This window comes from Micromonospora sp. NPDC001898 (genome assembly GCF_042891255.1).
In the GTDB taxonomy this organism is placed as follows: Bacteria; Actinomycetota; Actinomycetes; order Mycobacteriales; family Micromonosporaceae; genus Micromonospora.
Window position 1 is genome coordinate 1 of the sequence record NZ_JBIATC010000037.1, and the last position, 20168, is coordinate 20168.

General features: G+C 75.2%; 23 protein-coding genes. 11 read left to right on the plus strand and 12 right to left on the minus strand.

The genetic code is table 11. From position 1 onward, the window contains the following. Positions 1-619: 619 nt before the first annotated feature. From ACFYZF_RS30265 to ACFYZF_RS30275, 3 genes are all read right to left on the minus strand, one after another. A complete protein-coding gene (locus ACFYZF_RS30265; protein ID WP_387026545.1) occupies positions 620-1729 on the minus strand; it encodes a magnesium and cobalt transport protein CorA in 1110 nt (369 codons plus the stop codon). A gap of 75 nt (positions 1730-1804) precedes the next feature. Then, positions 1805-2485, minus strand: coding sequence for a class F sortase (locus ACFYZF_RS30270; RefSeq protein WP_387026547.1), 681 nt, complete (start codon positions 2483-2485; stop codon positions 1805-1807). Positions 2486-2572: 87 nt separating this feature from the next. Then, positions 2573-3055, minus strand: a complete 483-nt coding sequence (locus tag ACFYZF_RS30275) for a hypothetical protein (RefSeq protein ID WP_387026549.1) — start codon at positions 3053-3055, stop codon at positions 2573-2575. A gap of 358 nt (positions 3056-3413) precedes the next feature. Here ACFYZF_RS30275 and ACFYZF_RS30280 point away from each other — a divergent pair, with 358 nt between their 5' ends. Beyond that, entirely contained in the window at positions 3414-4346 is a 933-nt protein-coding gene (locus tag ACFYZF_RS30280) for a TauD/TfdA family dioxygenase (RefSeq protein WP_387026551.1), read from the plus strand. A gap of 73 nt (positions 4347-4419) precedes the next feature. Here ACFYZF_RS30280 and ACFYZF_RS30285 read toward each other — a convergent pair whose 3' ends face one another. Next, positions 4420-4929 carry a DinB family protein gene (locus tag ACFYZF_RS30285; RefSeq protein ID WP_387026553.1) on the minus strand — a complete coding sequence of 170 codons (510 nt, stop codon included), beginning with the start codon at positions 4927-4929 and terminating at the stop codon, positions 4420-4422. 63 nt (positions 4930-4992) lie between these two features. Next, positions 4993-5319 (minus strand): hypothetical protein, encoded by a 327-nt coding sequence (locus ACFYZF_RS30290; RefSeq protein WP_387026555.1) that lies wholly within the window; start codon positions 5317-5319, stop codon positions 4993-4995. A gap of 123 nt (positions 5320-5442) precedes the next feature. On the opposite strand from ACFYZF_RS30290, the gene ACFYZF_RS30295 reads away from it, so the two are divergent. Then, entirely contained in the window at positions 5443-5976 is a 534-nt protein-coding gene (locus ACFYZF_RS30295; RefSeq protein WP_387026557.1) for a GNAT family N-acetyltransferase, read from the plus strand. Between the two features lie 14 nt (positions 5977-5990). Here ACFYZF_RS30295 and ACFYZF_RS30300 read toward each other — a convergent pair whose 3' ends face one another. Continuing rightward, positions 5991-6818, minus strand: a complete 828-nt coding sequence (locus ACFYZF_RS30300) for a class I SAM-dependent methyltransferase (protein ID WP_387026559.1) — start codon at positions 6816-6818, stop codon at positions 5991-5993. An 88-nt stretch (positions 6819-6906) separates the two neighbouring features. Between ACFYZF_RS30300 and ACFYZF_RS30305 the strand changes: the two genes are divergently transcribed. Continuing rightward, complete coding sequence (locus ACFYZF_RS30305; protein ID WP_387026560.1) at positions 6907-7800, plus strand: oxidoreductase; 894 nt, start codon at positions 6907-6909, stop codon at positions 7798-7800. Between the two features lie 75 nt (positions 7801-7875). After that, the gene (locus ACFYZF_RS30310) at positions 7876-9069 is read left to right on the plus strand and encodes a lycopene cyclase family protein (protein WP_387026562.1); all 1194 of its coding nucleotides are present in this window, start codon (positions 7876-7878) and stop codon (positions 9067-9069) included. Between the two features lie 19 nt (positions 9070-9088). On the opposite strand, the gene ACFYZF_RS30315 is transcribed toward ACFYZF_RS30310, so the two are convergent. Beyond that, the gene (locus ACFYZF_RS30315; protein WP_387026563.1) at positions 9089-10198 is read right to left on the minus strand and encodes a serine hydrolase domain-containing protein; all 1110 of its coding nucleotides are present in this window, start codon (positions 10196-10198) and stop codon (positions 9089-9091) included. Positions 10199-10292: 94 nt separating this feature from the next. Between ACFYZF_RS30315 and rnhA the strand changes: the two genes are divergently transcribed. The 3 genes from rnhA to ACFYZF_RS30330 all read left to right on the plus strand — a co-directional run bounded on the left by rnhA (position 10293) and on the right by ACFYZF_RS30330 (position 12281). Next, a complete protein-coding gene (gene rnhA, locus ACFYZF_RS30320) occupies positions 10293-10766 on the plus strand; it encodes a ribonuclease HI (protein WP_387026565.1) in 474 nt (157 codons plus the stop codon). Between the two features lie 85 nt (positions 10767-10851). Continuing rightward, entirely contained in the window at positions 10852-12075 is a 1224-nt protein-coding gene (locus ACFYZF_RS30325; RefSeq protein ID WP_387026567.1) for a cytochrome P450, read from the plus strand. Continuing rightward, entirely contained in the window at positions 12069-12281 is a 213-nt protein-coding gene (locus ACFYZF_RS30330) for a ferredoxin (RefSeq protein ID WP_387026569.1), read from the plus strand. Before ACFYZF_RS30325 ends, ACFYZF_RS30330 begins: the two co-directional genes overlap by 7 nt. Before the next feature lie 24 nt (positions 12282-12305). On the opposite strand, the gene ACFYZF_RS30335 is transcribed toward ACFYZF_RS30330, so the two are convergent. Both ACFYZF_RS30335 and ACFYZF_RS30340 read right to left on the minus strand, forming a co-directional pair. Continuing rightward, positions 12306-12536: a hypothetical protein gene (locus ACFYZF_RS30335; protein WP_387026571.1), complete on the minus strand. Its 231-nt coding sequence runs from the start codon at positions 12534-12536 to the stop codon at positions 12306-12308. Positions 12537-12747: 211 nt separating this feature from the next. Beyond that, a complete protein-coding gene (locus tag ACFYZF_RS30340) occupies positions 12748-13674 on the minus strand; it encodes a pentapeptide repeat-containing protein (protein WP_387026573.1) in 927 nt (308 codons plus the stop codon). Positions 13675-13839: 165 nt separating this feature from the next. Between ACFYZF_RS30340 and ACFYZF_RS30345 the strand changes: the two genes are divergently transcribed. Beyond that, a complete protein-coding gene (locus ACFYZF_RS30345) occupies positions 13840-15258 on the plus strand; it encodes an RtcB family protein (protein ID WP_387026575.1) in 1419 nt (472 codons plus the stop codon). 71 nt (positions 15259-15329) lie between these two features. On the opposite strand, the gene ACFYZF_RS30350 is transcribed toward ACFYZF_RS30345, so the two are convergent. From ACFYZF_RS30350 to ACFYZF_RS30360, 3 genes are all read right to left on the minus strand, one after another. Next, on the minus strand, positions 15330-15758 hold the full coding sequence (locus ACFYZF_RS30350) for an archease (RefSeq protein ID WP_387026577.1): 429 nt from the start codon (positions 15756-15758) through the stop codon (positions 15330-15332). A gap of 53 nt (positions 15759-15811) precedes the next feature. Next, positions 15812-16231 carry a VOC family protein gene (locus tag ACFYZF_RS30355; RefSeq protein ID WP_387026579.1) on the minus strand — a complete coding sequence of 140 codons (420 nt, stop codon included), beginning with the start codon at positions 16229-16231 and terminating at the stop codon, positions 15812-15814. Between the two features lie 232 nt (positions 16232-16463). Continuing rightward, positions 16464-17129, minus strand: coding sequence for a TetR/AcrR family transcriptional regulator (locus tag ACFYZF_RS30360; protein ID WP_387026581.1), 666 nt, complete (start codon positions 17127-17129; stop codon positions 16464-16466). A 115-nt stretch (positions 17130-17244) separates the two neighbouring features. Here ACFYZF_RS30360 and ACFYZF_RS30365 point away from each other — a divergent pair, with 115 nt between their 5' ends. The 3 genes from ACFYZF_RS30365 to ACFYZF_RS30375 all read left to right on the plus strand — a co-directional run. After that, the gene (locus ACFYZF_RS30365; RefSeq protein WP_387026583.1) at positions 17245-18750 is read left to right on the plus strand and encodes a flavin-containing monooxygenase; all 1506 of its coding nucleotides are present in this window, start codon (positions 17245-17247) and stop codon (positions 18748-18750) included. 33 nt (positions 18751-18783) lie between these two features. After that, a complete protein-coding gene (locus tag ACFYZF_RS30370; protein WP_387026585.1) occupies positions 18784-19716 on the plus strand; it encodes an SDR family NAD(P)-dependent oxidoreductase in 933 nt (310 codons plus the stop codon). A gap of 130 nt (positions 19717-19846) precedes the next feature. After that, positions 19847-20168, plus strand: a 322-nt coding sequence (locus ACFYZF_RS30375; RefSeq protein ID WP_387026587.1) for an alpha/beta fold hydrolase, incomplete at its 3' end; no start/stop codon positions are given.

Here is a 20168-nt window from a genome sequence, read left to right on the forward strand (position 1 = left end):
TACCGCACGTCCAACTGCCGCTCCCCACCCTTGCGGTCGGCCTGCACCGACACGACGGGAGCCTTCCCGGCGGCGGGGGCCGCGTGGGCGGCGACAGCGGGAGCGGCGACACCACCAGCGGCGGCGGCCAGAACACCAACGGAAAGAACGGTCCTACGGATCAGATCGGTACGCATAACGGCGTGCTCCTCTGGTCGGGGGACACGCGACACCCACACAAAAAACGACGGTGTGCCGCGAAAAAGGGGGGATCAGATCAGGGGGACAACCCGGCGATCCGGGGGGACCTGCTCGGATGTCCGGGGGGTGTAACCATCCCGGCCGGCCCCGCATTCCACGCGGGCCCCGGTTCCCGGGGGGCTGCCCCGGGCCGGTCTCGCCCGGGTGAACCATGTACAACGCCCCCGACCCCCCACCGATTCCACCCCCACGGTGACCCCGACCACCCGACACCCCACCCCAAACCAGACACCACCCCAAAGGCGCCCACACCCCACCGCCCCGTCGACCAAGACACTCACGCCCGCAGCGGGGGATCCCGACACGAACCTCTGATCAACAGGGCGAGACCCGGCGCGTCGTGTGACCGGTGATCGTGTCGGGGGCTGGACTGTTCGGGTCAGAGCCAGCCGGAGCGGCGGAAGAGCCGGTGCAGGGTGAGCGCGGCGGTTGCCATCACCAGCAGCGCTCCCGCGTAGCCGTAGCGCCAGTTCAGTTCGGGCATGTTGGTGAAGTTCATGCCGTAGATCCCGGCGACGGCGGTCTGGGTGGCGGCGATCGCCGCCCACGCGGCGATCTTGCGCATGTCGTTGTTCTGCTCGACGGCCAGCTGCGCCAGCCGGGACTGGAGGATCGAGTTGAGCAGGTCGTCGTACGCGCCGACCCGGTCGACGGCCCGGGCCAGGTCGCTGTCCACGTCGGCGAACCAGCGGCGCAGGGCCGGGGGCGGGCCGTCGGGCTGCTGCCCGAGCAATGCCCGCAGCGGCGCCTGCAACGGCAGCACCGCCCGCTTGAACTCGACGATCTCCCGCTTGAGCTGGTAGATCTGCTGGATGTCGGCGGACCGGTCGCGGGCGAAGACCGTCTCCTCAAGCCGTTCCAGGTCCGTCTCGACGTGACCGGCGACCTCCAGGTACAGCTCGACCATTCGGGCGCAGACCGCGTACGCCACCGCCCAGGGCCCTTCGGCCAGCACCGCCGGGCGGCGCTGGACGTCCTCGCGCACGGTGGCGAGCGCTCCGGCCGCGCCGTGCCGGACGGTGATGACGTACCGGTCGCCGAGGAACACCATCACGTCGCCGGTGTCGATCACCTCGGAGGTGTCGGTCAGTTCGGTGTGCGCGACGTAGCCGGCGGTGCGCAGCACCAGCAGCGTCACGTCGCCGTGCCGTTGCAGGGTCGGCCGGTGCCCGTCGGCGAGGGCCTGTGCGACGCTGTACTCGTCGAGGCCGAAGGTCGACCCGACCGCGGCCATCACCGCCGGCGTCGGGTCGTGCAGGCCCAGCCAGACGAACGGCCGCCGGCCGTGACGGCACTGCGCGTACGCCTCGGCGTAGTGCGGGCGCCCGGGTTGGCGCCGCCCGTCGACATAGACGGCGCAGTCGATCACGGCGTCCGGATTGGACCGTGTGCCGACGGGCAGGGCGTCTGTGATCGGCCGGCTCCATGGGCGGCGCAGCAGGGCGGGCAGCCGCCCGAGCCATCGGGTCTGCACGGGTTGTTGGTCCACCGTTCACCTCCGCCACACGGGAACTGACGGCAACCGTAGGCGATCTCCCGGCCGCCGGTGGTGCGGGGGCGGCGGTCAGGGGAGCAGGGTGGCGAAGACGACGACGTTGTCCTGGTAGGAGCGGCTGGGTTCGTCGAACTGGCCGCCGCAGGTGATCAGGCGCAGCCGGGGCACGGTGCCCGCGCCGTAGACGAGGTCGGTGGGGAACCGGGCCTTCGGGTACGACCCGACGCCGTCCACGGCGAACGTGGCGGTCCGGGCGTCGGAGCGGGTGACCTGGATACGGTCGCCGGGCCGGAGCCGGCCGAGGGCGAAGAAGACGGCAGGGCCGGTCTCCCGGGAGTCGACGTGCCCGACGACGACGGCGTTGCCGGCCTCGCCGGGGCTGACCCCGAGGCGGTACCAGCCGGCGACGGTGGGCGGGTTCGACGGCGGGACCTCCAGTTCGCCGGCGGTGCTGGCGCCGACCGGCACCAGGTCGGCGCGTACGCCGATCGCCGGGATGGTGATCCGGACCGGCGCGGGGGGGGGGGGGGGGGGGGGGGGGGGGGGGGGGGGGGCGGGGGGCCGCCGCCGCGGCGCCCCCCCCCCCCCCCCCCCCCCCCCCCCCGCCGGGTCGGTTCCGGTGCCCGGGGCGGCCCGGGGTGGCTGGGGGTGTGTGCGGGCCGCCCCGAGGGCGAGTAGTCCGCCGGCGGCGCCGGCCAGCGCGATCAGCGCCACGGCGGTCCGTGGGACGACCCGGTCGCCGGTGGGCACGTGCGACTCCTTCGCGTGCGCGGCGGGTGCCCGCGGCGGCGTGGGCCGGCGCGGGCACCCGTCTCAGGATGGTGGTGACGTACGTCGTCAGGCGTGGTTGACCGCGTGGCGTCGGCGGCGTGCCAGGAGCAGTGCGCCGGTGGCCGCGGCCCCGACGAGGGTGCCGCCGGTGGCCAGCAGGCCGCGGTTGTCCGCGTCGGTGCCGGAGCCGGCCGGGGCCCCGCCGATGGGGGTGACGGTGAATGTCGCGCTGCCTGAGGAGGTCCCGTCGCCGCAGGTCGCCGCGACCGTGTACGTGCCGAGGGTGAACCCGGCGGTGAACAGTTCCGCGCTGAGCCCGCCGCCGGCGGCGGCGGTGGTGGACCGGACGTTCTGGTCGCGGTCGGGGCCGGTGACGCGGAAGATCGCGTCGCCCGACTTCGGGTTGCAGGTCGAGGTGAGCACCACGGTCCCGCCGACGGGGGTGGTGGCCGGTGACACCGTGGTGTCCGCGAGCGCGGCGACCGGGAGCAGGAGCGTGCCGAAACCCACGCCGAGCGCCGCCGATCCGAGAACTGACTGTGTCTTCATGCGCGTCTTCCCTCACTTTTCGTCCGCTGACTGCGTGGGACGTCGTTCGGGTGGCCAACTCCGTGACTAGCACCGGTGTGCCCAACACTAGGAGGGTTGGGCCCCCGATCCGGTGAAAACGAGAATTCTTCGCTGCCGTCACGTGTCCACCCGGCCGGCATGAGAGCTGCGGAAACGGCGGTGCTGGCGCTCGTCAGCCCGGCGGTCCGGGTCGTACCAGGCCGGTCTCGTAGGCGAAGACCAGCCGGCCGACGTTATGCCCCTGGCAGAGCGTGCCGCGCCCACCCACCATTGCGGTTCAGACTGGAGGTGACGCCCGGCCGTCCCGGCCGGGCCCGAGCGGGGGGGGGGGGGCGCCGTGGCGGTGATCGACCAGGTGCGGGGGCCGGCCGACTGGCGGGCCGACCAACTCGCCGACGGCGGGCGGTGGCGGCTCACGGTCGACGACGCCCAGCGCGCCGAGCTGCGGGCCGCCGTCGCCGCCGTGGAGGCCGCCGGCGTACCCCTCGACGGGTTGTCCCGGGCCGACTTCCCGTTGCCGGCCCTCGGCCCGGAGCTGGCCCGGCTGGCCGCCGAGGTGACCGGCGGCTGCGGCATCGGGCTGGTGCGTGGCCTGCCCGTCGCCGGGCTGACCGAACGCGGGTGCGAACTGCTCGCCGTCGGCGTCGCCGCCCACGTCGGCCGGCTCCTCGGGCAGGGGCCCGACGGCGCGATCCTGCGGCACGTCCGCGACCGGGGGGCCGACCCCGACCGGCCGACCACCCGCAGCTACGAGCACCGTCGTGGCATCGGGTACCACGCCGACCCGACCGACGTCGTCGCCCTGCTCTGCGTCCGGCCGGCCCGCAGCGGCGGGCTCAGCACGGTCGTCAGCTCGGTGGCGGTGCACAACGAGGTCGTGCGCACCCGCCCCGACCTGGCCCGGCTGCTCTACCAGCCGTGGTGGTACGACCGGCGCACCGGCGACGGGCCGGACAGCTTCGGCCAGCGGCCGGTGTACGCCCGCGACGGCGATCGCCTCGCCGCCCACTACGGGCCGGACTACATCCGCTCGGCCCAGCGGGGCGCGCACGTGCCGCCGCTGACCCCGGCGCAGCGGGAGGCGATGGACACCCTGGACCGGCTGCACGCCGACCCTCGGTTCTCACTCGGCATGGACCTGCGGGCCGGGGACATGCAGTTCCTCGACAACGGCGTCGTGGTGCACGCGCGCACCGCCTACGAGGATCATCCCGAGCCGGAGCGGCGCCGCGACCTGATCCGGCTCTGGCTGGACGCGGGCCGACGCTGACCCGCCCGGCTCAGCCGGCGGGACGCCGGCGCGTCGGACCCCGGCCAGCTCAACGGCGATCTCCAGCAGGCGGTCACTCGCCCGCGCGGCCGTCGATCAGCTCGCGGACGACGTCGAGGTGCCCGGCGTGCCGCGCGTACTCCTGCAGCACGTGGAACAGGATCGCGGCCAGCGTCGGCCGGGCGGCCGGGTCGGTGAACCGCCCGCCGAGGGCGGCCGGCGCGTCCAGCGCGGCGCCCCCGACGATGCTCCTGGTCCGCGCCCCGCCGCGGTGCAACGCGGCCACCACGTCGGCCACCGTCTCGTCGGGGCCGACGTGCCAGCGCCCGGCCACCCGGTCGCCCCACGGGTCGGGCACCGGCTCGCCGAGGAACCCCCACACCAGCCAGCGGCGCTCCATGAACGTCAGGTGCCGGATCAGCTCGACCGGCGTCCAGCCCGACGGCACCCGCACCGACCGGGCCTGCGCGTCGGTCAGCCCGGCGATTCGGTCGGCCACGGCCTTCCGGTAGAAGTCCAGGTAGGTGAGGAAGAAGGCGGGCACGTCCGACGACGTCCCCGGCTCCGGCAGCAGCAGGCTCATGGCCGGGAGTATGGGCCACGGCCGGTCACCGTGGGCGGTGTCCCCCGGTGACCGGCACGGCGCTCAGGCGCAGCCGCGGTACTGCAACGAGGCGTCCTTCATGTACGCCCACAGCGGCAGGCCGTTCCACCAGTCGTAGGTCAGCGTCCAGCCGTTGGAGGTGTTGCCCGTCGGACCCGTCACGACCTGCCCGTAGCGGCGGGTGCCGTACAACGTCGCCTCGTTGGGCTCGGTGTACATCCCCGCGTAGTCCCACACGACGGTGAAGCTGCTCGTCGTGCAGGCGGCCTGCGCGGCCCCGGCCGGCCCGGCGACCGCCAGCGCCGTCACCGCCACGGTCGTCGCGACGCAGCCGGACGTGAACCGCAGCAGGCGCCGTCGAATCGTCATCCCAACCTCCATCGGATCGTCGGACATGGATGTTCTTCCGGGAGGCTACCGCCGCGTCGCCCGCCCCGCAGTCCACGCCGTCGGGCGACGTAAACCCCTCGACCCCGGCGCTACGGTGGGCCAATGATCGAAATTCGAACCGAGCGGCTGGTGCTGCGGGGCTGGCGGGACAGCGACCTGGAGCCGTGGGCGGCGATGAACGCCGACCCGCAGGTGCGCGAGTTCCTGGGCCCGGTGCTGACCGGCGAGGAGTCCGCCGCGTCCGCCCGCCGCTTCCAGGCGGACCTCGACGCCAAGGACTACGGCTTCTGGGCCGTCGAGGTCCGCGACACCGGCGAGTTCGTCGGCTTCGCCGGCCTCGACGACGTCGACGAGGGCATGCCGCTGACCGGGGTGGAGATCGGCTGGCGGCTGGCCCGCCCCGCCTGGGGCCACGGCTACGCCACCGAGGCCGCCCGCGCCGCGCTGCGCCACGGCTTCGACACCTGCGGACTGCCCGAGATCGTGGCGATCACCACCGTCGGCAACGTGCGTTCCCAGGCGGTGATGCGCCGCCTCGGCATGACCACCGACCCGGCCGAGGACTTCGACGACCCCGAGGTCGAGTCGGGTCCGCTGCGCCGCAGCGTGCTGTACCGCCTGCGCGCGGACTCCTGACCACGCAGGCCGGGTCAGCCGCGCAGGCGGGCCTGGAGCGTGTACGTCTGCGGCAGCCGCCAGGGCCGGTCGGCGAGCCGCCACTCGCCGGGCCCGGCGCGTTCCGTCCGCCCCGGCAGGGCGTCCCACGGTGCGCTGTCGTGCTCGGCGAGCATGGTCAGCTCGAACCCCGCGTCCAGCAGGGCGGTGACGACCTCGCCGATCCCGTGGTTCCACTCGTGGGTGACGTTGTGCGTGAACGTCTCCTCGGTCGTCACGTACGTCCCCGGGGCCTGGAACACCGTCGGCTCCGGCCGCTCGAAGTACGGGAACTCGACGGTGAGCAGCCCGTCGGGGCGGGCGTCGTCCACCGTGAACAGCATCGGGTGGCCCTCACGCAGGAACAGCCGCCCGCCAGGGCGCAGCAGCGCGGCGACCACCGACGCCCAGCGGCGGATGTCCGGCAGCCAGCACAACGCCCCGATGCCGGTGTAGACCAGGTCGAAGCCGCCCGGCTCCAGCGCCGCCGCCGCGTCGTACACGTCGGCCTCCACGAAGTCGACCGCCGCGCCGGTGCCCGCGGCGAGGCGACGGGCCTCGGCCAGGGCGGTGGGGGAGAAGTCCAGCCCGGTCATCCGGGCCCCCAGGCGGTGCAGCGACATGGTGTCTGTGCCGATGTGGCACTGCAGGTGCACCCCGCGCAGGCCGGTGAGGTCGCCCAGGCGCGGCTGGTCGAAGCGGACCACCTCGCTCAGGTGCCCGGGGTCGGCGAGGAACCGGTCCAGGGCGTAGTCCGGCGACTTGGCGTGGGCGGGCGCCCGTTCGTCCCAGCTGGCCCGGTTGACGCTGCGATAGTCCGTCACGGCGCGACGGTCCCACACCCACCGCTGCGGGTTCAACGGGGATTCACGGGACGGCGGCGGCCCGCCGGCCCGTGCCACAATCATGATCATGGACACGGGGATCACCACTGCGGACGCCGCGGGCACCTGGACGCTGGGCGACCGCACCGTCAACCGGATCGGCTTCGGCGCGATGCGGCTCACCGGCACCGCGGACGGCCGGCCCAGCGACCGGGACCGGGCGATAGCGGTGCTGCGCCGGGCCGTCGAGCTGGGCGTCAACCACATCGACACCGCCGCCTTCTACTTCTCGCCGCTGCGCTCCGCGAACGAGCTGATCAACGCGGCCCTCGCGCCGTACCCCGACGACCTGGTCATCGCCACCAAGGTCGGGCCGGGCAAGGACCCGTCCGGGCGGTGGCTGCCGCTGGCCCGGCCGGACGAGCTGCGCGGCCAGGTCGAGGAGAACCTGCGTCAGCTCGGCCGCGACCACCTCGACCTGGTCAACCTGCGCCAGGCCGGCCTGGAGTCGGTCGCCGAGCACTTCGGCGCGCTCGCCGAGCTGCGCGACGCCGGCCTGATCCGGCACCTCGGCATCTCCAACGTCCGCCCGCACCACCTGCCGCAGGCGCAGGCCGTCGCCCCGGTGGTGTGCGTGCAGAACGCGTACGGCCTCGGCTTCCGGCCCCGCCACGACCAGTTCGTCCGCGACTGCGCCGCGCGGGGGGTGGCGTACGTGCCGTTCTTCTCCATCGCCACCACCGGCCGGGAGGCCGGCGCGAGCGGCGACGAGGACCCGGAGGTCCGCGCGGTCGCCGCCGCCCACGGGGCGTCCACCGCCCAGCTGCGGATCGCCTGGGCGCTGCACCGCAGCCCGAACATGCTGGCCATCCCCGGCACCGGCAACCCCGAGCACATGGTCGACAACGTCGCCGCCGGTGCGTTGCGGCTCACCGCCGAGGACCTGGCCCGGCTGGAGGCCGTGCACCGGCGCGGCGAGTGACGCCCCCGGCCGTCCCGTGACCGGTGGTCGCCCGTCGGTGCCGCACCCGGCCGGGCGGTGTGACAGCGTGTCGGGGTGAACGATTCCGCGCCGGTCGACGTCGACCTCGCCCTGGTCGGCGGCGGCGGGGCCGGGTCGCTCGTGCTGGCCGCCCTGGACCGGCACGGCGTGCGGGGGCTGCGGGTCGCCGTCGTCGACCCGGTGCGCAAGCACGGTCAGGACCGCACCTGGGCGTTCTGGGGCCGCCCCGGTGGGGACCTGGACCCGCTGCTCAGCGCCAGCTGGGACCAGGTCGAGGTGACCACCCCGGCCCGCCGCCGGGTGCTCGACCTCACCCCGCTGCGGTACGCCATGTTGCGCTCCGCCCCGGTGTACGCCCGGGCCGCCGAGGCCGAGCGGCGCCTCGGGGCGAGGCGGATCGACGCGGCGGTGACCGGCCTGGACGACGACGGCGCCGGGGTGCTGGTCCGGGGCGCCGACGGGGTCCCGCTGGTCCGGGCGTCGTGGGTGCTCGACTCCCGCCCCCGCCCGCCGGCCCGGCCCGGCCGCACGTCCTGGTTGCAGCACTTCCGTGGCTGGTGGGTGGAGTCCGGCGGGCCGCTGTTCGACCCCGCCCGGGCGGTGCTGATGGACTTCCGCACCCCGCAGCCCGGGCGGGGCGTCTCCTTCGGCTACGTGCTGCCGGTCAGCGACCGGTACGCGTTGGTCGAGTACACCGAGTTCTCCCCGGACCGGCTCACCGATGACGGGTACGACCGGGCGCTGCGCGGCTACCTCGGCCGGCTCGGCCTGGACCCGGCCGCGCTGACGGTGCGGGAGGTGGAGGACGGGGTGATCCCGATGACCGACGCCCCGTTCCCGCGTCGCCCCTCGCCCCGGGTGGTTCGCCTCGGCACGGCCGGCGGCGCCACCCGCCCCTCCACCGGGTTCACCTTCTCCGCCATGCTGCGCCAGGCCGACCAGGTGGCCCGCGCGCTGGCCGCAGGCCGGCCGCCGGTGCCCGCGCCCGCGTACCCCCGGCGGCACCTGTGGATGGACGCGGTCGCGCTGCGGGCCCTGGACACCGGCCGGGTCGGCGGCCCGGAGTTCTTCGACCGGCTGTTCGACCGCAACCCCGCCGAGCGGGTGCTGCGCTTCCTCGACGGCGACACGTCGCCGGGGGAGGACCTGGCGGTGATGCGGTCCAGCCCACTGCTGGCGATGACCTCCGCCGTCGTCGGCGACGCAGCCGGGCGGCTTCGTGGCCGGCTGCGTCGCCCCGCCGGGTGACCCGTCGCCGGGGGCCGGGTCAGCCGACGCGCGCGGCGACCGTGTCGCGGATCGCCAGGCGCAGCCGCTCCAGCGGGTCGCCGTCGCCGACCGCGAGCCGGTTGCGCGTCGCCGCCACGGTGAGCCCCAGGTCCGGGTACGCGAACGCCAGACTTCCCCCGCTGCCGGCGGCACCGAACGACCCGTCGACGTCCACGGCGTAGCCGAGCCCCCAGGCCGCTTCCTGGCCGAAGACCCACTCCGGGCCGCGCACCGCCACTGCGGTCGCCGCCCGCAGCCGCTGCGGCGAGATCAGCCGTACGCCGTCCACCTCGCCGATCAGCGCCGCGCACATCCGGGCGGCGGCCCGGGCGGTGAGGGTGCCGACGGCGGGCACGTCGACGGCGAGCACGTCCGGGCGGGCGGCGAGGCCGGCGTCCGGGCGGACCCCCGGTGGGGCGACCCGGTCCAGGTGCGGCAGCTGGCCGGCGAACGCCTCCAGCATCGCCGAGAGGTTGCCGTCCTCCATCCGGGCCAGCCGGCCCTGCCCGGCCAGCGGTACGCCGAGGAGCAGTTCCCCGGCCACGCCGAGCGGCGCGGCCACGTCCTCGGCGAGGACCTCGCCGACCCGGCGGCCGGTGACCCGCCGGACCACCTCGCCGACGATCCAGCCGAACGTCCACGCGTGGTACGCCAACCGCTCGCCCGGGGTCCAGAGCGGCGCGGAGTCCGCGACGATCGCGCACATCCGGTCCCAGTCGGCGAAGTCGTCGAGGGTGGTGTCGGGCGGCAACGCCGGCAGGCCCGCCGTGTGGGTCAGCGCGTGACGCAGCGTGATCCGGTCCTTGCCGTGCCGGGCGAACTCGGGCCACACGTCGGCGATGCGCCGGTCGTAGTCGAGCTGCCCCTGTTCGGCGAGGACGTGCACGACCGTCGCGGTCAGGCCCTTGCCGGTGGAGACGCTGTACACGGGGGTGTCGGCGGTCATCGGCCGGCCGGTGGTGGTGTCGGCGACGCCGGCCTGCTCCTCGACGATCGGCTCGCCGTGCAGGTACGCCGCCACCTGCACCCCCGCCTCCCGTCCGGAGGAGACGAGCCCGTCGATGGTGTCGCGCACCTCGGCCCGCAGGCCGTCGAAGCGTCCGGTCATGGTGAGGCAGCCTGCCAGAGGGCCCCGGCCGGCGCCGCCCGTTTTCGACGGTCCGGTCCGCGGTGGCGCGGGGCGTACCCGGTAGGTTGCGGGCATGGTGGACGCGGCGGCCGACAGGGTCGTGGAGATCTGGACCGACGGGGCGTGCAGCGGCAACCCGGGCCCGGGCGGCTGGGGCGCCCTGCTGCGCTACGGCACCCACGAGCGGGAGCTGTGCGGCGGGGAGGCGACGCCGACGACCAACAACCGGATGGAGCTGATGGCCGCGATCCAGGCGTTGGAGAGCCTGACCCGGCCGGTCACCGTGCGGCTGCACACCGACAGCACGTACGTGCGCAACGGCATCACCAGCTGGCTGGCGGGTTGGAAGCGCAACGGCTGGCTGACGGCGGCCAAGCAGCCGGTCAAGAACGCCGACCTGTGGCAGCGGCTGGAGGCCGCCTGCGCCCGGCACCAGATGACCTGGCTGTGGGTGAAGGGGCACAACGGCCATCCCGAGAACGAGCGGGCCGACGCCCTGGCCAACCGGGGGATGACCGAGGCCCGGACGGTGACCGCGACCCGGTGAGGTCACGCGACCTTGTGTCGATCTGCGTCGATAGGTAACGTTGCGGATCGATTGCGTCACTCACAGTGTCACGGGAGGTGTCCGCGTGACCGCGACCGCCGCTACCGACCTGCCCCTCTGGCCACCGACCAACCCCGGCCACGGCCCGTTCGCCCTGCTCGACGAGGAGGAGCGCGGTCGCCTGGACGAGCCCGTGACCCGGGTCCGGCTGCCGACCGGCACCACCGCCTGGCTCGTCACCCGGCACGCCGACGTGCGTCAGCTGCTGCGCCACCCCGCCTTCAGCGCCAATTTCGAGAAGCCGGGCTTCCCGCTGCTGCGTCCGTTGCCGCCCCAGTCCGAGCTGGACCGCCAGGGCGGCTTCATCCGGATGGACGGCGACGCGCACACCCGGCTGCGCCGGATGCTCACCGCCGAATTTATGATCAAGAATGTCCGGCGGATCGAGCCGCTGATCGGGCAGACCGTCGACGAGGCCCTCGACGATCTCCAGGCCGCCGGCCCGCCCGCCGACCTGGTCGAGGCGTTCGCCCTGCCGGTGTCCTCGATGGTGATCTGCCACCTGCTCGGCGTCCCGTACGCCGACCACGGCTTCTTCCAGGCCCGCAGCCGCACCCTGCTCGACCGCACTACGCCCGTCGAGCGGGTCCGCACCGAGGTCCGGGAGCTGCGGGCCTACCTGCGCGAGTTGGTCCTCGCCCGGCACGCCGACGCGGGCGCTCCCACCGACCTGATCAGCCGGCTGGTCCGCGACCGGGTGGCCACCGGCCAGCTCTCCGTCGACGAACTGGTCGGCATGGCGCTGCTGTTGCTTGTCGCCGGCCACGAGACCACGGCCAACATGATCGGCCTGAGCACCCTGCTGCTGCTGCGCGAACCGGGTGGCCTCGACGTGCTGCGCGAGCATCCGGACCGGGCCCCCGCGCTGGTCGAGGAACTGCTGCGTTACCTCAGCGTGGTCCGCACCGGCTTGCCCAGGCTGGCCCTGGAGGACGTCGAGATCGGCGGCCGGCTGATCCGGGCGGGGGAGGGCGCGATCGCCGTGCTGTCGCTGGCCAACCGCGACCCGGAGGTCTTCGGGGTCGCCGACGAGTTCGATCCCTACCAGCAGGCGCACCAGCACCTGGCCTTCGGCTTCGGGGTGCACCAGTGCATCGGGCAGCCACTGGCCCGCGCCGAGCTGCGGATCGCTCTGGTCGAGCTGGCCCGCCGCTTCCCCGGCCTGCGCACCACCGTGACGCCGGAGCAACTGTCCACCCGCGAGACGTCGGTCGTGTTCGGCCTCAACAGCCTGCCGGTGACGTGGTGAGCGGGGGCGGCGCGATGCGGATCGAGGTGGACCGGGACCGCTGCTGCGGGTCGGGCAACTGCGTGCTCGCCGCGCCCGAGGTCTTCGACCAGGACGAAGCCGACGGCTTGGTGCTCCTGCTCCGCCCCGCACCGCCGCCCGAGGCGACCGACCGGATCCGCCGCGCCGCCGACCTCTGCCCAGCCGGCGCCATCCGCCTCACCTGACCCCACCGGGGCGCCGGGGTGGGGTCAGGTTTCGCGGGTGGGGTCGGTGGCGCCGGAGACGGCGTCGACGTCGTAACCGGCGCGGCTGGTCTCCCGTGCGGGGCGGGCGTTCTCGGCCGGCAGGTCGGCGAAGTCGTCCCCGGTGTCCTCGGTCGTGCGCAGCGACTCGCCCGGCGGTCGCAGGGACGCCTCGTAGGCGGTCGCGCCGTCGGGCTCGTCGCTGCTGGCTCGGTCGAAGCGTTCCTCACTGGTCATGCCGCAGTCCTGCCCGCCCCGGCCGGCGGCAAACGTCTCCCCGCCGGCCGCACCGGGTAGCCCGCTCCTGCCGGGGCCCGCGCGGTGTTCCGTGGCCGCGGCGTTTCAGCCGTGCTGCTCCGGTTCGCGTCGCGCGTCCGGTGGCTGTCCGCTCAGGTGACCTCCACCGGCCGGCGCTCCGGTTCTTCGGCCGGTTCTTCGGCCCGGCTCGTCACCGGCTGCGCCCGCCGCCCGCCGGACCGCCGCCACTGCGGTGGGTCCTGCGGGGCTGCCGTGGCGCGGCGGGGCGGCGGACCGGGGTGACCGGCAGGGACCAGTGCGCCGGCCGGGCCAGTGCCGACGGCAACCCGGTCCGGTGGTCGCCGCGGGCCGCGTCGGCCTGCGACTGGTGCAGGAACAGCGCACGCCGCAGGTCCGCCCCGCGCAGGTCGGCGCCGCGCAGGTCCGCGCCGGTGAAGTCGGCGAGGGAGAGGTCCACGTCGCGCAGGTCCGCGCCGAGCAGGACGGCGCCGCGCAGGTTCGCCCCGACCAGGTCGACCCGCCGCAGGTCGGCGGCGACCAGTACGGCCCCCCGGTGGTCGAGCCCGGCCCGGTCGCCCCGGGCCAACTCGCCGGCCCGGGACAGCAGCGGGTTCACCCGCCCCCGGTGCGCGTCGACGTCCAGCCCGAGCAGCTCCTGCGGACTGCCGGCCGTGAGCCGCCGGGTCTGGGCCACCGCGACGCCCAACTCCTCGCGCAGCGGGCCGGGCGGGGTCAGCGCGACCGCCTCGGTCAGGTACCACAGCAGCTCGTGTAGCGGACGCATGACCGCGAACGTGTCGAACATCCGCGCCGCGGTGTCCGGGGCGGACCGCCAGTCCCGACCGGCGAAGGTGACCTGGGCGACCTGCTGTCCCGCTCCGAAGCAGTCGAAGACGGCGCATCCGGGGAAGCCGCTGTCCCGCAGTTCCCGGTGGATGCCGCAGCGGAAGTCGCCGCCCAGGTTCGGGCATGGCCGCCCGGCCGGCTTGTCGACGGCGAAGTCCGCCGACGCGGCGAAGGCGGGCGCCACGCAGCACAGCCCGAAGCACCGGGAGCAGTCCGCCCGCAGGTCGCCGCCGGTGGACGGCGGCGGCGCGGGCTGGGGCGTTCCGGACACGGTGGGTGTTCTCCTACGGGGTGGGGCGCCGGGGTGGTCCCCCGGGTTCCCCCATTGTCCCGTCGGCTCCCCTGACCGCGGGCCGGGGGTGCCGCCGGGCCCGCCGTCACCCGGGCCGGCCGCCGGGGCAGGTGTGGCCGGCCGCGGGGCGGGTAGCCGCCGCCCATGGAGCTGGTCGAGGAGTCGCCGTTCCGGTTCCGGATCGACCGGCGCGACCCGATGCGGGTGCCCGGCGTCGTCTTCGCCTCCCGTGCGCTGCTTCCCGACGTCGGCGCGGACCGGTCCTTGGAGCAGGTGGCGAACGTCGCCACCCTGCCCGGCATCGTCGGCGCCTCGTACGCGATGCCCGACGTGCACTGGGGGTACGGCTTCCCGATCGGTGGCGTCGCCGCCACCGACGTCGCCGACGGCGGGGTGGTCTCCCCGGGCGGCGTCGGTTTCGACATCTCCTGCGGGGTGCGGTTGCTCGCCGCCGACCTGGACCGGGCCGACCTGCCCCGGCTGCGCGACGCGCTGATGGACGGCCTCGACGCGGCGGTCCCGCGCGGCATGGGCCGGGGCGCGGTGTGGCAGATGGCCGACCGGGCCGAGCTCGACGCGGTGCTGCGCGGCGGCTCCCGCTACGCCGTGGAACGCGGCCACGGCGTGCCGCGCGACCTGGACCGGTGCGAGGATTTCGGCGTGGTCGACGACGCCGACCCGGCCCAGGTCAGCGAGCGGGCCGTGCAGCGCGGCCAGGGGCAGGTCGGCAGCCTCGGCTCGGGCAACCACTTCCTGGAGGTGCAGGCGGTCGACGCGGTACATGACGAGGCGGTGGCGGCGGCGTTCGGGCTGCGCGTCGGCCAGGTCGTCGTGATGATCCACTGCGGGTCGCGCGGGCTGGGCCACCAGATCTGCACCGACCACGTCCGGGCGATGGAACAGACGATGCCCCGGCACGGCATCGAGGTGCCCGACCGGCAGCTCGCCTGCGCCCCGGTGGACTCCGCGCAGGGGCGGGCCTACCTCGGGGCGATGGCCGCCGCCGCGAACTACGCCCGGGCCAACCGGCAGCTGCTCACCTCCGCCGCCCGCCGGGTGTTCCGGCGGATCACCGGCAGCGGGCTCGACCTGGTGTACGACGTCTCGCACAACCTCGCCAAAATCGAGACGCACGGGGTGGACGGCGTCGACCGGCGGCTCTGCGTGCACCGCAAGGGCGCCACCCGTGCCCTGCCGCCCGGGCATCTCGACCTCCCCGCCGACCTGCGCGCCGCCGGCCAGCCGGTGCTCATCCCCGGCTCGATGGGCACCGCCTCCTACGTGCTCACCGGGGTGGCCGGCGCCCCGGCGTTCGCGTCCACCTGCCACGGCGCGGGCCGGGTCCGCAGCCGCAGCCAGGCCATGAAGACGGTGCGGGGGCAGGAGCTGCGCCGGGAGTTGGAGGACCGGGGGATCGCGGTGCGCGGGGCGTCCTGGCGGGGGCTGGCCGAGGAGACGCCGGAGGCGTACAAGGACGTCACGGCCGTGGTGGACGTCGCCGAGCGGGCGGGTTTGTGCCGCCGGGTGGCCCGGCTGGTGCCGCTGGGCGTGGTCAAGGGCTGAACCGAGGGGCGGGCCGGCGGCGGCGCTGGGAGGCGCGGTGTGGGGAAGCGGAGGGCGTCCCGCGCCCCGGATCACACGTCCAGGGTCACCGCGCAGGACCAGCCCGCCCCGTCCCGGCCGAAGCGCAGCCCGTGCAGCGACACGGCCTTCGGCACCGCGCCGACCGGCTCCGCCGCGTCGGCGGACACGACCTGCCAGCGCACCCGCAGGCCACCGCCGGGGCCGCCGGTCACGTTCACCGCGACCGGCAGCACCCCCTCGGTCTCCAGCCGGAAGATCACCTCGTCGAGGACGGCCACCAGCAGGTCCCCGTCCTCGCCCGCCGGGACATCGAACGTCAGCTCGGCGCCCTCGCCCGCGCCGGCGGTGTCGGCGAAGGTGTCCACCAGCGCCGACACCGCCTCGGCCACGCAGCCCTCCCGGTCCGGCGCCCAGGCCTCGATCCGCACGTCGGCGGTGTGCGGCACGGCCCGGTGGCCCCGCCCCGGTCCTCGTTCCATGCCCCGATCATCTCGGGCCCGGCGGCACTCCGCCGGGAAACCGGGTGCGCCGGTCAGGCCGCCGTGGTCGTCCGGCGGACCTCCTGCACCAGCCACCCGTTGCCGTCGGGGTCGCTGAACGACAGGTAGGAGGCGTAGTCGCGCCGCTGCGGGTCCGGGCCGGGGACCCGCACCCCGCCCTCCTCAAAGTGGAAGATCTCGCTCGCCGGCAGCCCGCGCGCCAGCAGTTCCTCGCGTGCCACGTCGAGGTCGGTTACCACCAGGTGCAGGCCGCCGACGCCGCCCGCGCCGTCCGGGTCACGCATCAGCGCGATCGAACACGCCGACCCCGGCGGGGTGAGCTGCACGACCCGGAAGTCCTCACCGGAGCGGATGTCGATGTCCAGCTGGAACCCGGCACGGTCCCGGTAGAACTCCTTGGCCCGGTCCACGTCGGACACCGGCACCACGACGAGTTCGAGCGTGAAGTCCATGTTCCAGCCCCCTGGCCTCGACGAGCGGTTCTGTCCGGTACGACGGCGGGTCCGGCCGCCGAGCCCTCGGGACATCGACGATCTCGTCTGCCCTTCTGACGAATCGTGCCGGCTCGGGTGCGGCTGCGGCACCCCCGGTCGGCCGTACCCGGGTCAGCCGTCGAACCCGACCACGCCGCCCTGGCGGGCCGCGCGACGCCCCGGCCCGCCTCCCGGGCCGGCCGGGGACGGCTCAGCCGGCCGGGGGCACCGCGCCCCGGTAGACGCTGGCGAGCCAGACGTCGAGCAGGACGTCCACCACGTCCCGCTCCGCGACGGCCGGCCCGTCGGCGGCGAAGGTGGCGTACCAGACCCGCTCGTTCATCGAGGTCAGCGCGATCGCCAGGTCCCGGGCCGGCAGGCCGTCCGGGGCCGCGCCGCGCCGCCGCTCCGCCGTCACGGCGGCCTCGACGGCCTGCACCCAGCGCTCCAGCACCGCCGCCCACAGCCGGCGCACCTCGGCGTTGGTGCCGCGCACCTCGGCGCAGGCCCGCACCACCGCGCGGTGCGCGCCGAACGTCTCGTGGAACCGGTGGATCAGCTCCCGCCACCGGGCCCGCGGGTCCTCGGCCAGCCGGACCAGCACGTCACCGGCTGCCGCGTCGGCCTCCTCGGTGACCCGGTCCAGCAGGGTGAGCAGCACCGCGTCCTTGGACGGGAAGTAGAAGTAGAAGGTCGGCCGGGAGATACCCGCGCCCCGGGCCAGGTCGTCGACGGAGATCTCACCGAACGGCCGCTGGGTGAGCAGACGCTCGGCGGTGGCCAGGATGGCCAACTGCCGGTCGTCCCCGGCCGAGCGGGCCGCCCGCCGCCCCCGCGCCCCGGCGCCGCGTCCGGGCGTACGGGCGGTGGCGGTCATGAGCGCAGATGCTACTACCTCGACACCGTGTCGATTCCACTCGACAGCGTGTTGACCGACGTCGACGGCGCTGGATAGGGTCCGATCCACCACCCCTGCGATCGGGAGACGCGCGATGGCCTCCGACCACGTCGACGTGTTGATCGTCGGCGCCGGCCTCTCCGGCATCGGTGCCGCCTGCCACCTGCGTCGCAACCGCCCCGACAGGACGTACGCGGTGCTGGAGGGGCGCGGCGCGATCGGCGGCACCTGGGACCTGTTCCGCTACCCGGGCATCCGGTCGGACTCGGACATGTTCACCCTCGGCTACTCGTTCAAGCCGTGGACCAACCCGTTGGCCATCGCCGACGGCGACTCGATCCGCGACTACGTCCGCGAGGCGGCCCGCGAGTACGGCGTCGACGAGCACATCCGCTTCCACCACCGGGTGCTCGCCGCCGAGTGGGACAGCGCGAGCGCCCGCTGGACGGTGCGCGCCCACCGCGACGACACCGGCGAGGACGTCACCCTCACCTGCGCGTTCCTGTTCACCTGCTCCGGCTACTACCGCTACGACACCGGCTACACCCCGGATCTTCCCGGCGTACGGGCGTACACGGGGCGGCTGGTGCACCCGCAGCACTGGCCCGCCGACCTCGACCACACCGGCAAGCGGGTGGTGGTGATCGGCAGCGGCGCGACCGCGGTGACCCTGGTGCCGGCCCTGGCCGAGCGGGCCGCCCACGTCACCATGCTCCAGCGCTCACCGACGTACGTGATCGCGTTGCCCTCGCGCGACGCCCTCGCCGACGCGCTGCGCCGCTTCCTGCCCGCGAAGGCCGTGTACCCGGTGGTGCGGTGGAAGAACGTGCTGTTCGGCACGGCCACCTTCCAGCTCAGCCGCCGCGCGCCGAAGCTGGTGAAGCGGTTCCTGCGGCGGGCGGCGAGGGGGCGGCTGCCCGCCGGCTACGACGTCGACCGGCACTTCTCGCCCCGCTACGACCCGTGGGACCAGCGGCTGTGCGTGGTTCCCGACGGCGACCTGTTCACCGCCCTCGGGCAGGGCCGGGCCTCGGTGGTCACCGACCGGATCGAGACCCTCACCGCCGCCGGCCTGCGGCTCGCCTCCGGCGCGGAGCTGACCGCCGACGTCGTGGTCACCGCCACCGGCCTCAACCTGCTCGTCCTCGGCGGCATGACGATCACCGTGGACGGCGAGCGGGTCGACCTCGCGCGGACGGTGGCGTACAAGGGCATGATGCTCTCCGGCGTGCCGAACTTCGCGATGACCATCGGCTACACGAACGCCTCCTGGACACTCAAGGCCGACCTGGTCGCCACCTACGTCTGCCGGCTGCTCGCCCACCTCGACGCCACCGGCCAGCAGGTCGTCACCCCGCTCGCCCCCGTCTCGGGCGACCTGGAGCCGCTGATCGACCTGAAGTCCGGGTACGTGCTGCGCAGCATCGACGCGTTGCCCAAGCAGGGCGCGGCGGCCCCGTGGCGGCTGCACCAGAACTACGCCCGGGACGTGCTGCTGATGCGGCACGGCCGGCTGACCGACTCCGGGGTGCGGTTCTCCCGTGCGGGAGAGGCGGCCACCACCGGCCGGCGGGATTCCGCCGGCATCCCCGTCGGCTGACCGGATTCCGCCGACCGAGCAGAGGAGACCGACGTGCGCAGGTTCGACTTCGCGGGTGGGACAGCCGTGGTCACCGGGGCGGCCAGCGGCATCGGCGAGGCCCTCGCCCACGGCCTGGCCCGGCGCGGCGCCGACCTGGTCCTGCTCGACCGGGACGCCGAGCGGCTCGCCGCCGTGGTGGCCGCGATCCGGGCCGACCACCCCGACCGGCCGGTCACCACCCACCTGGTGGACCTCGCCGACGCCGCCGCGACCACCGCGGTGGCCGAGGAGATCCGCCGCAGCCGTCCCCGGGTGCGGCTGCTGGTCAACAATGCCGGCGTCGCCCTCGGCGGCCGGTTCGACCAGGTCACCCTCGACGAGTTCGGCTGGGTGGTCGACGTCAACTTCCGGGCCGTGGTGCGGCTGACCCACGCCCTGCTGCCCGCCCTGAAGGCCGAGCCCGGCGCGCACCTGGTCAACGTGTCCAGCCTGTTCGGGCTCATCGCCCCCGCCGGGCAGACCGCGTACGCGGCGAGCAAGTTCGCCGTCCGCGGCTTCACCGAGGCACTGCGCCACGAGCTGGTCGACGACGGCATCGGGGTGACCTCCGTGCACCCGGGCGGCATCCGCACCCGCATCGCGCAGAGCGCCCGGGTCGGCAGCGGCGTGCCCGTCGAGGAGTTCGAGGCCGGCCGCCGGCAGTTCGAGAGGCTGCTCTCCATCGACCCCGCCGTCGCCGCCGAGGTCATCCTGCGCGGCGTCGAGCGCCGCCGGGGCCGGGTGCTGATCGGCTGGTCGGCGAAGCTGCCGGACCTGCTGGCCCGGCTCGCCCCCGCCTCGTACGGGCGGGTCATCGCCCTCGTCCTCAGCCGCGCTCCCCGGCCGGCCGCCGCCGCACCCCCGCCTCCGGTGCCCGCGCCCCGCTGTCCGGCCGGGCCGCCCACCGCCCCGGCACCGGCGGACGGCCCCGGGGAGCCGGCGTGACCGGGCCGGACAGCCGGCCACGGGCCACCCGGAAGGGACCGCCGGCGTGACCGGGCCGGCTGACCCGACCACGACCCTCACCGTCCGGGGGCGGGCGGTCCGCTGCCGGGTGACCGGGCAGGGCCCGCCGGTGCTGCTGCTGCACGGCATCGGCCGCACCCTCGCCGACTTCGCCGAGCAGCACGACCTTCTCGCCCGCGACCACCGGGTGGTCAGCCTCGACCTGGCCGGGCACGGCGGCTCCGCACCGCTGGACGAGCCGCACACCCTGCCGGCGCTGGCCCGGGCCACCGCCGACTGCCTCGACGCCCTCGGCGTGGGGCGCCCCCCCCCCCCCCCCGGGCCCCCCCCCGGCCCGGGGGGGGGGGGGGGGGGGGGGGGGGGGGCGCCCCCCCCCCCCCCCCCCCCCCGGCCCCGCCCGCCCCCCCGCGCGGCCCCCCCCGCCCGCGGCG

Bases quoted from the DNA above. Each gene is read 5' to 3' on its own strand.
- ACFYZF_RS30275 (WP_387026549.1), bottom strand. From the start codon at position 3,055: ATGAAGACACAGTCAGTTCTCGGATCGGCGGCGCTCGGCGTGGGTTTC.
- ACFYZF_RS30285 (WP_387026553.1), bottom strand. From the start codon at position 4,929: ATGAGCCTGCTGCTGCCGGAGCCGGGGACGTCGTCGGACGTGCCCGCC.
- ACFYZF_RS30290 (WP_387026555.1), bottom strand. From the start codon at position 5,319: ATGACGATTCGACGGCGCCTGCTGCGGTTCACGTCCGGCTGCGTCGCG.
- ACFYZF_RS30295 (WP_387026557.1), top strand. From the start codon at position 5,443: ATGATCGAAATTCGAACCGAGCGGCTGGTGCTGCGGGGCTGGCGGGAC.
- ACFYZF_RS30305 (WP_387026560.1), top strand. From the start codon at position 6,907: ATGGACACGGGGATCACCACTGCGGACGCCGCGGGCACCTGGACGCTG.
- ACFYZF_RS30315 (WP_387026563.1), bottom strand. From the start codon at position 10,198: ATGACCGGACGCTTCGACGGCCTGCGGGCCGAGGTGCGCGACACCATC.
- rnhA (WP_387026565.1), top strand. From the start codon at position 10,293: ATGGTGGACGCGGCGGCCGACAGGGTCGTGGAGATCTGGACCGACGGG.
- ACFYZF_RS30335 (WP_387026571.1), bottom strand. From the start codon at position 12,536: ATGACCAGTGAGGAACGCTTCGACCGAGCCAGCAGCGACGAGCCCGAC.
- ACFYZF_RS30345 (WP_387026575.1), top strand. From the start codon at position 13,840: ATGGAGCTGGTCGAGGAGTCGCCGTTCCGGTTCCGGATCGACCGGCGC.
- ACFYZF_RS30350 (WP_387026577.1), bottom strand. From the start codon at position 15,758: ATGGAACGAGGACCGGGGCGGGGCCACCGGGCCGTGCCGCACACCGCC.
- ACFYZF_RS30355 (WP_387026579.1), bottom strand. From the start codon at position 16,231: ATGGACTTCACGCTCGAACTCGTCGTGGTGCCGGTGTCCGACGTGGAC.
- ACFYZF_RS30360 (WP_387026581.1), bottom strand. From the start codon at position 17,129: ATGACCGCCACCGCCCGTACGCCCGGACGCGGCGCCGGGGCGCGGGGG.
- ACFYZF_RS30365 (WP_387026583.1), top strand. From the start codon at position 17,245: ATGGCCTCCGACCACGTCGACGTGTTGATCGTCGGCGCCGGCCTCTCC.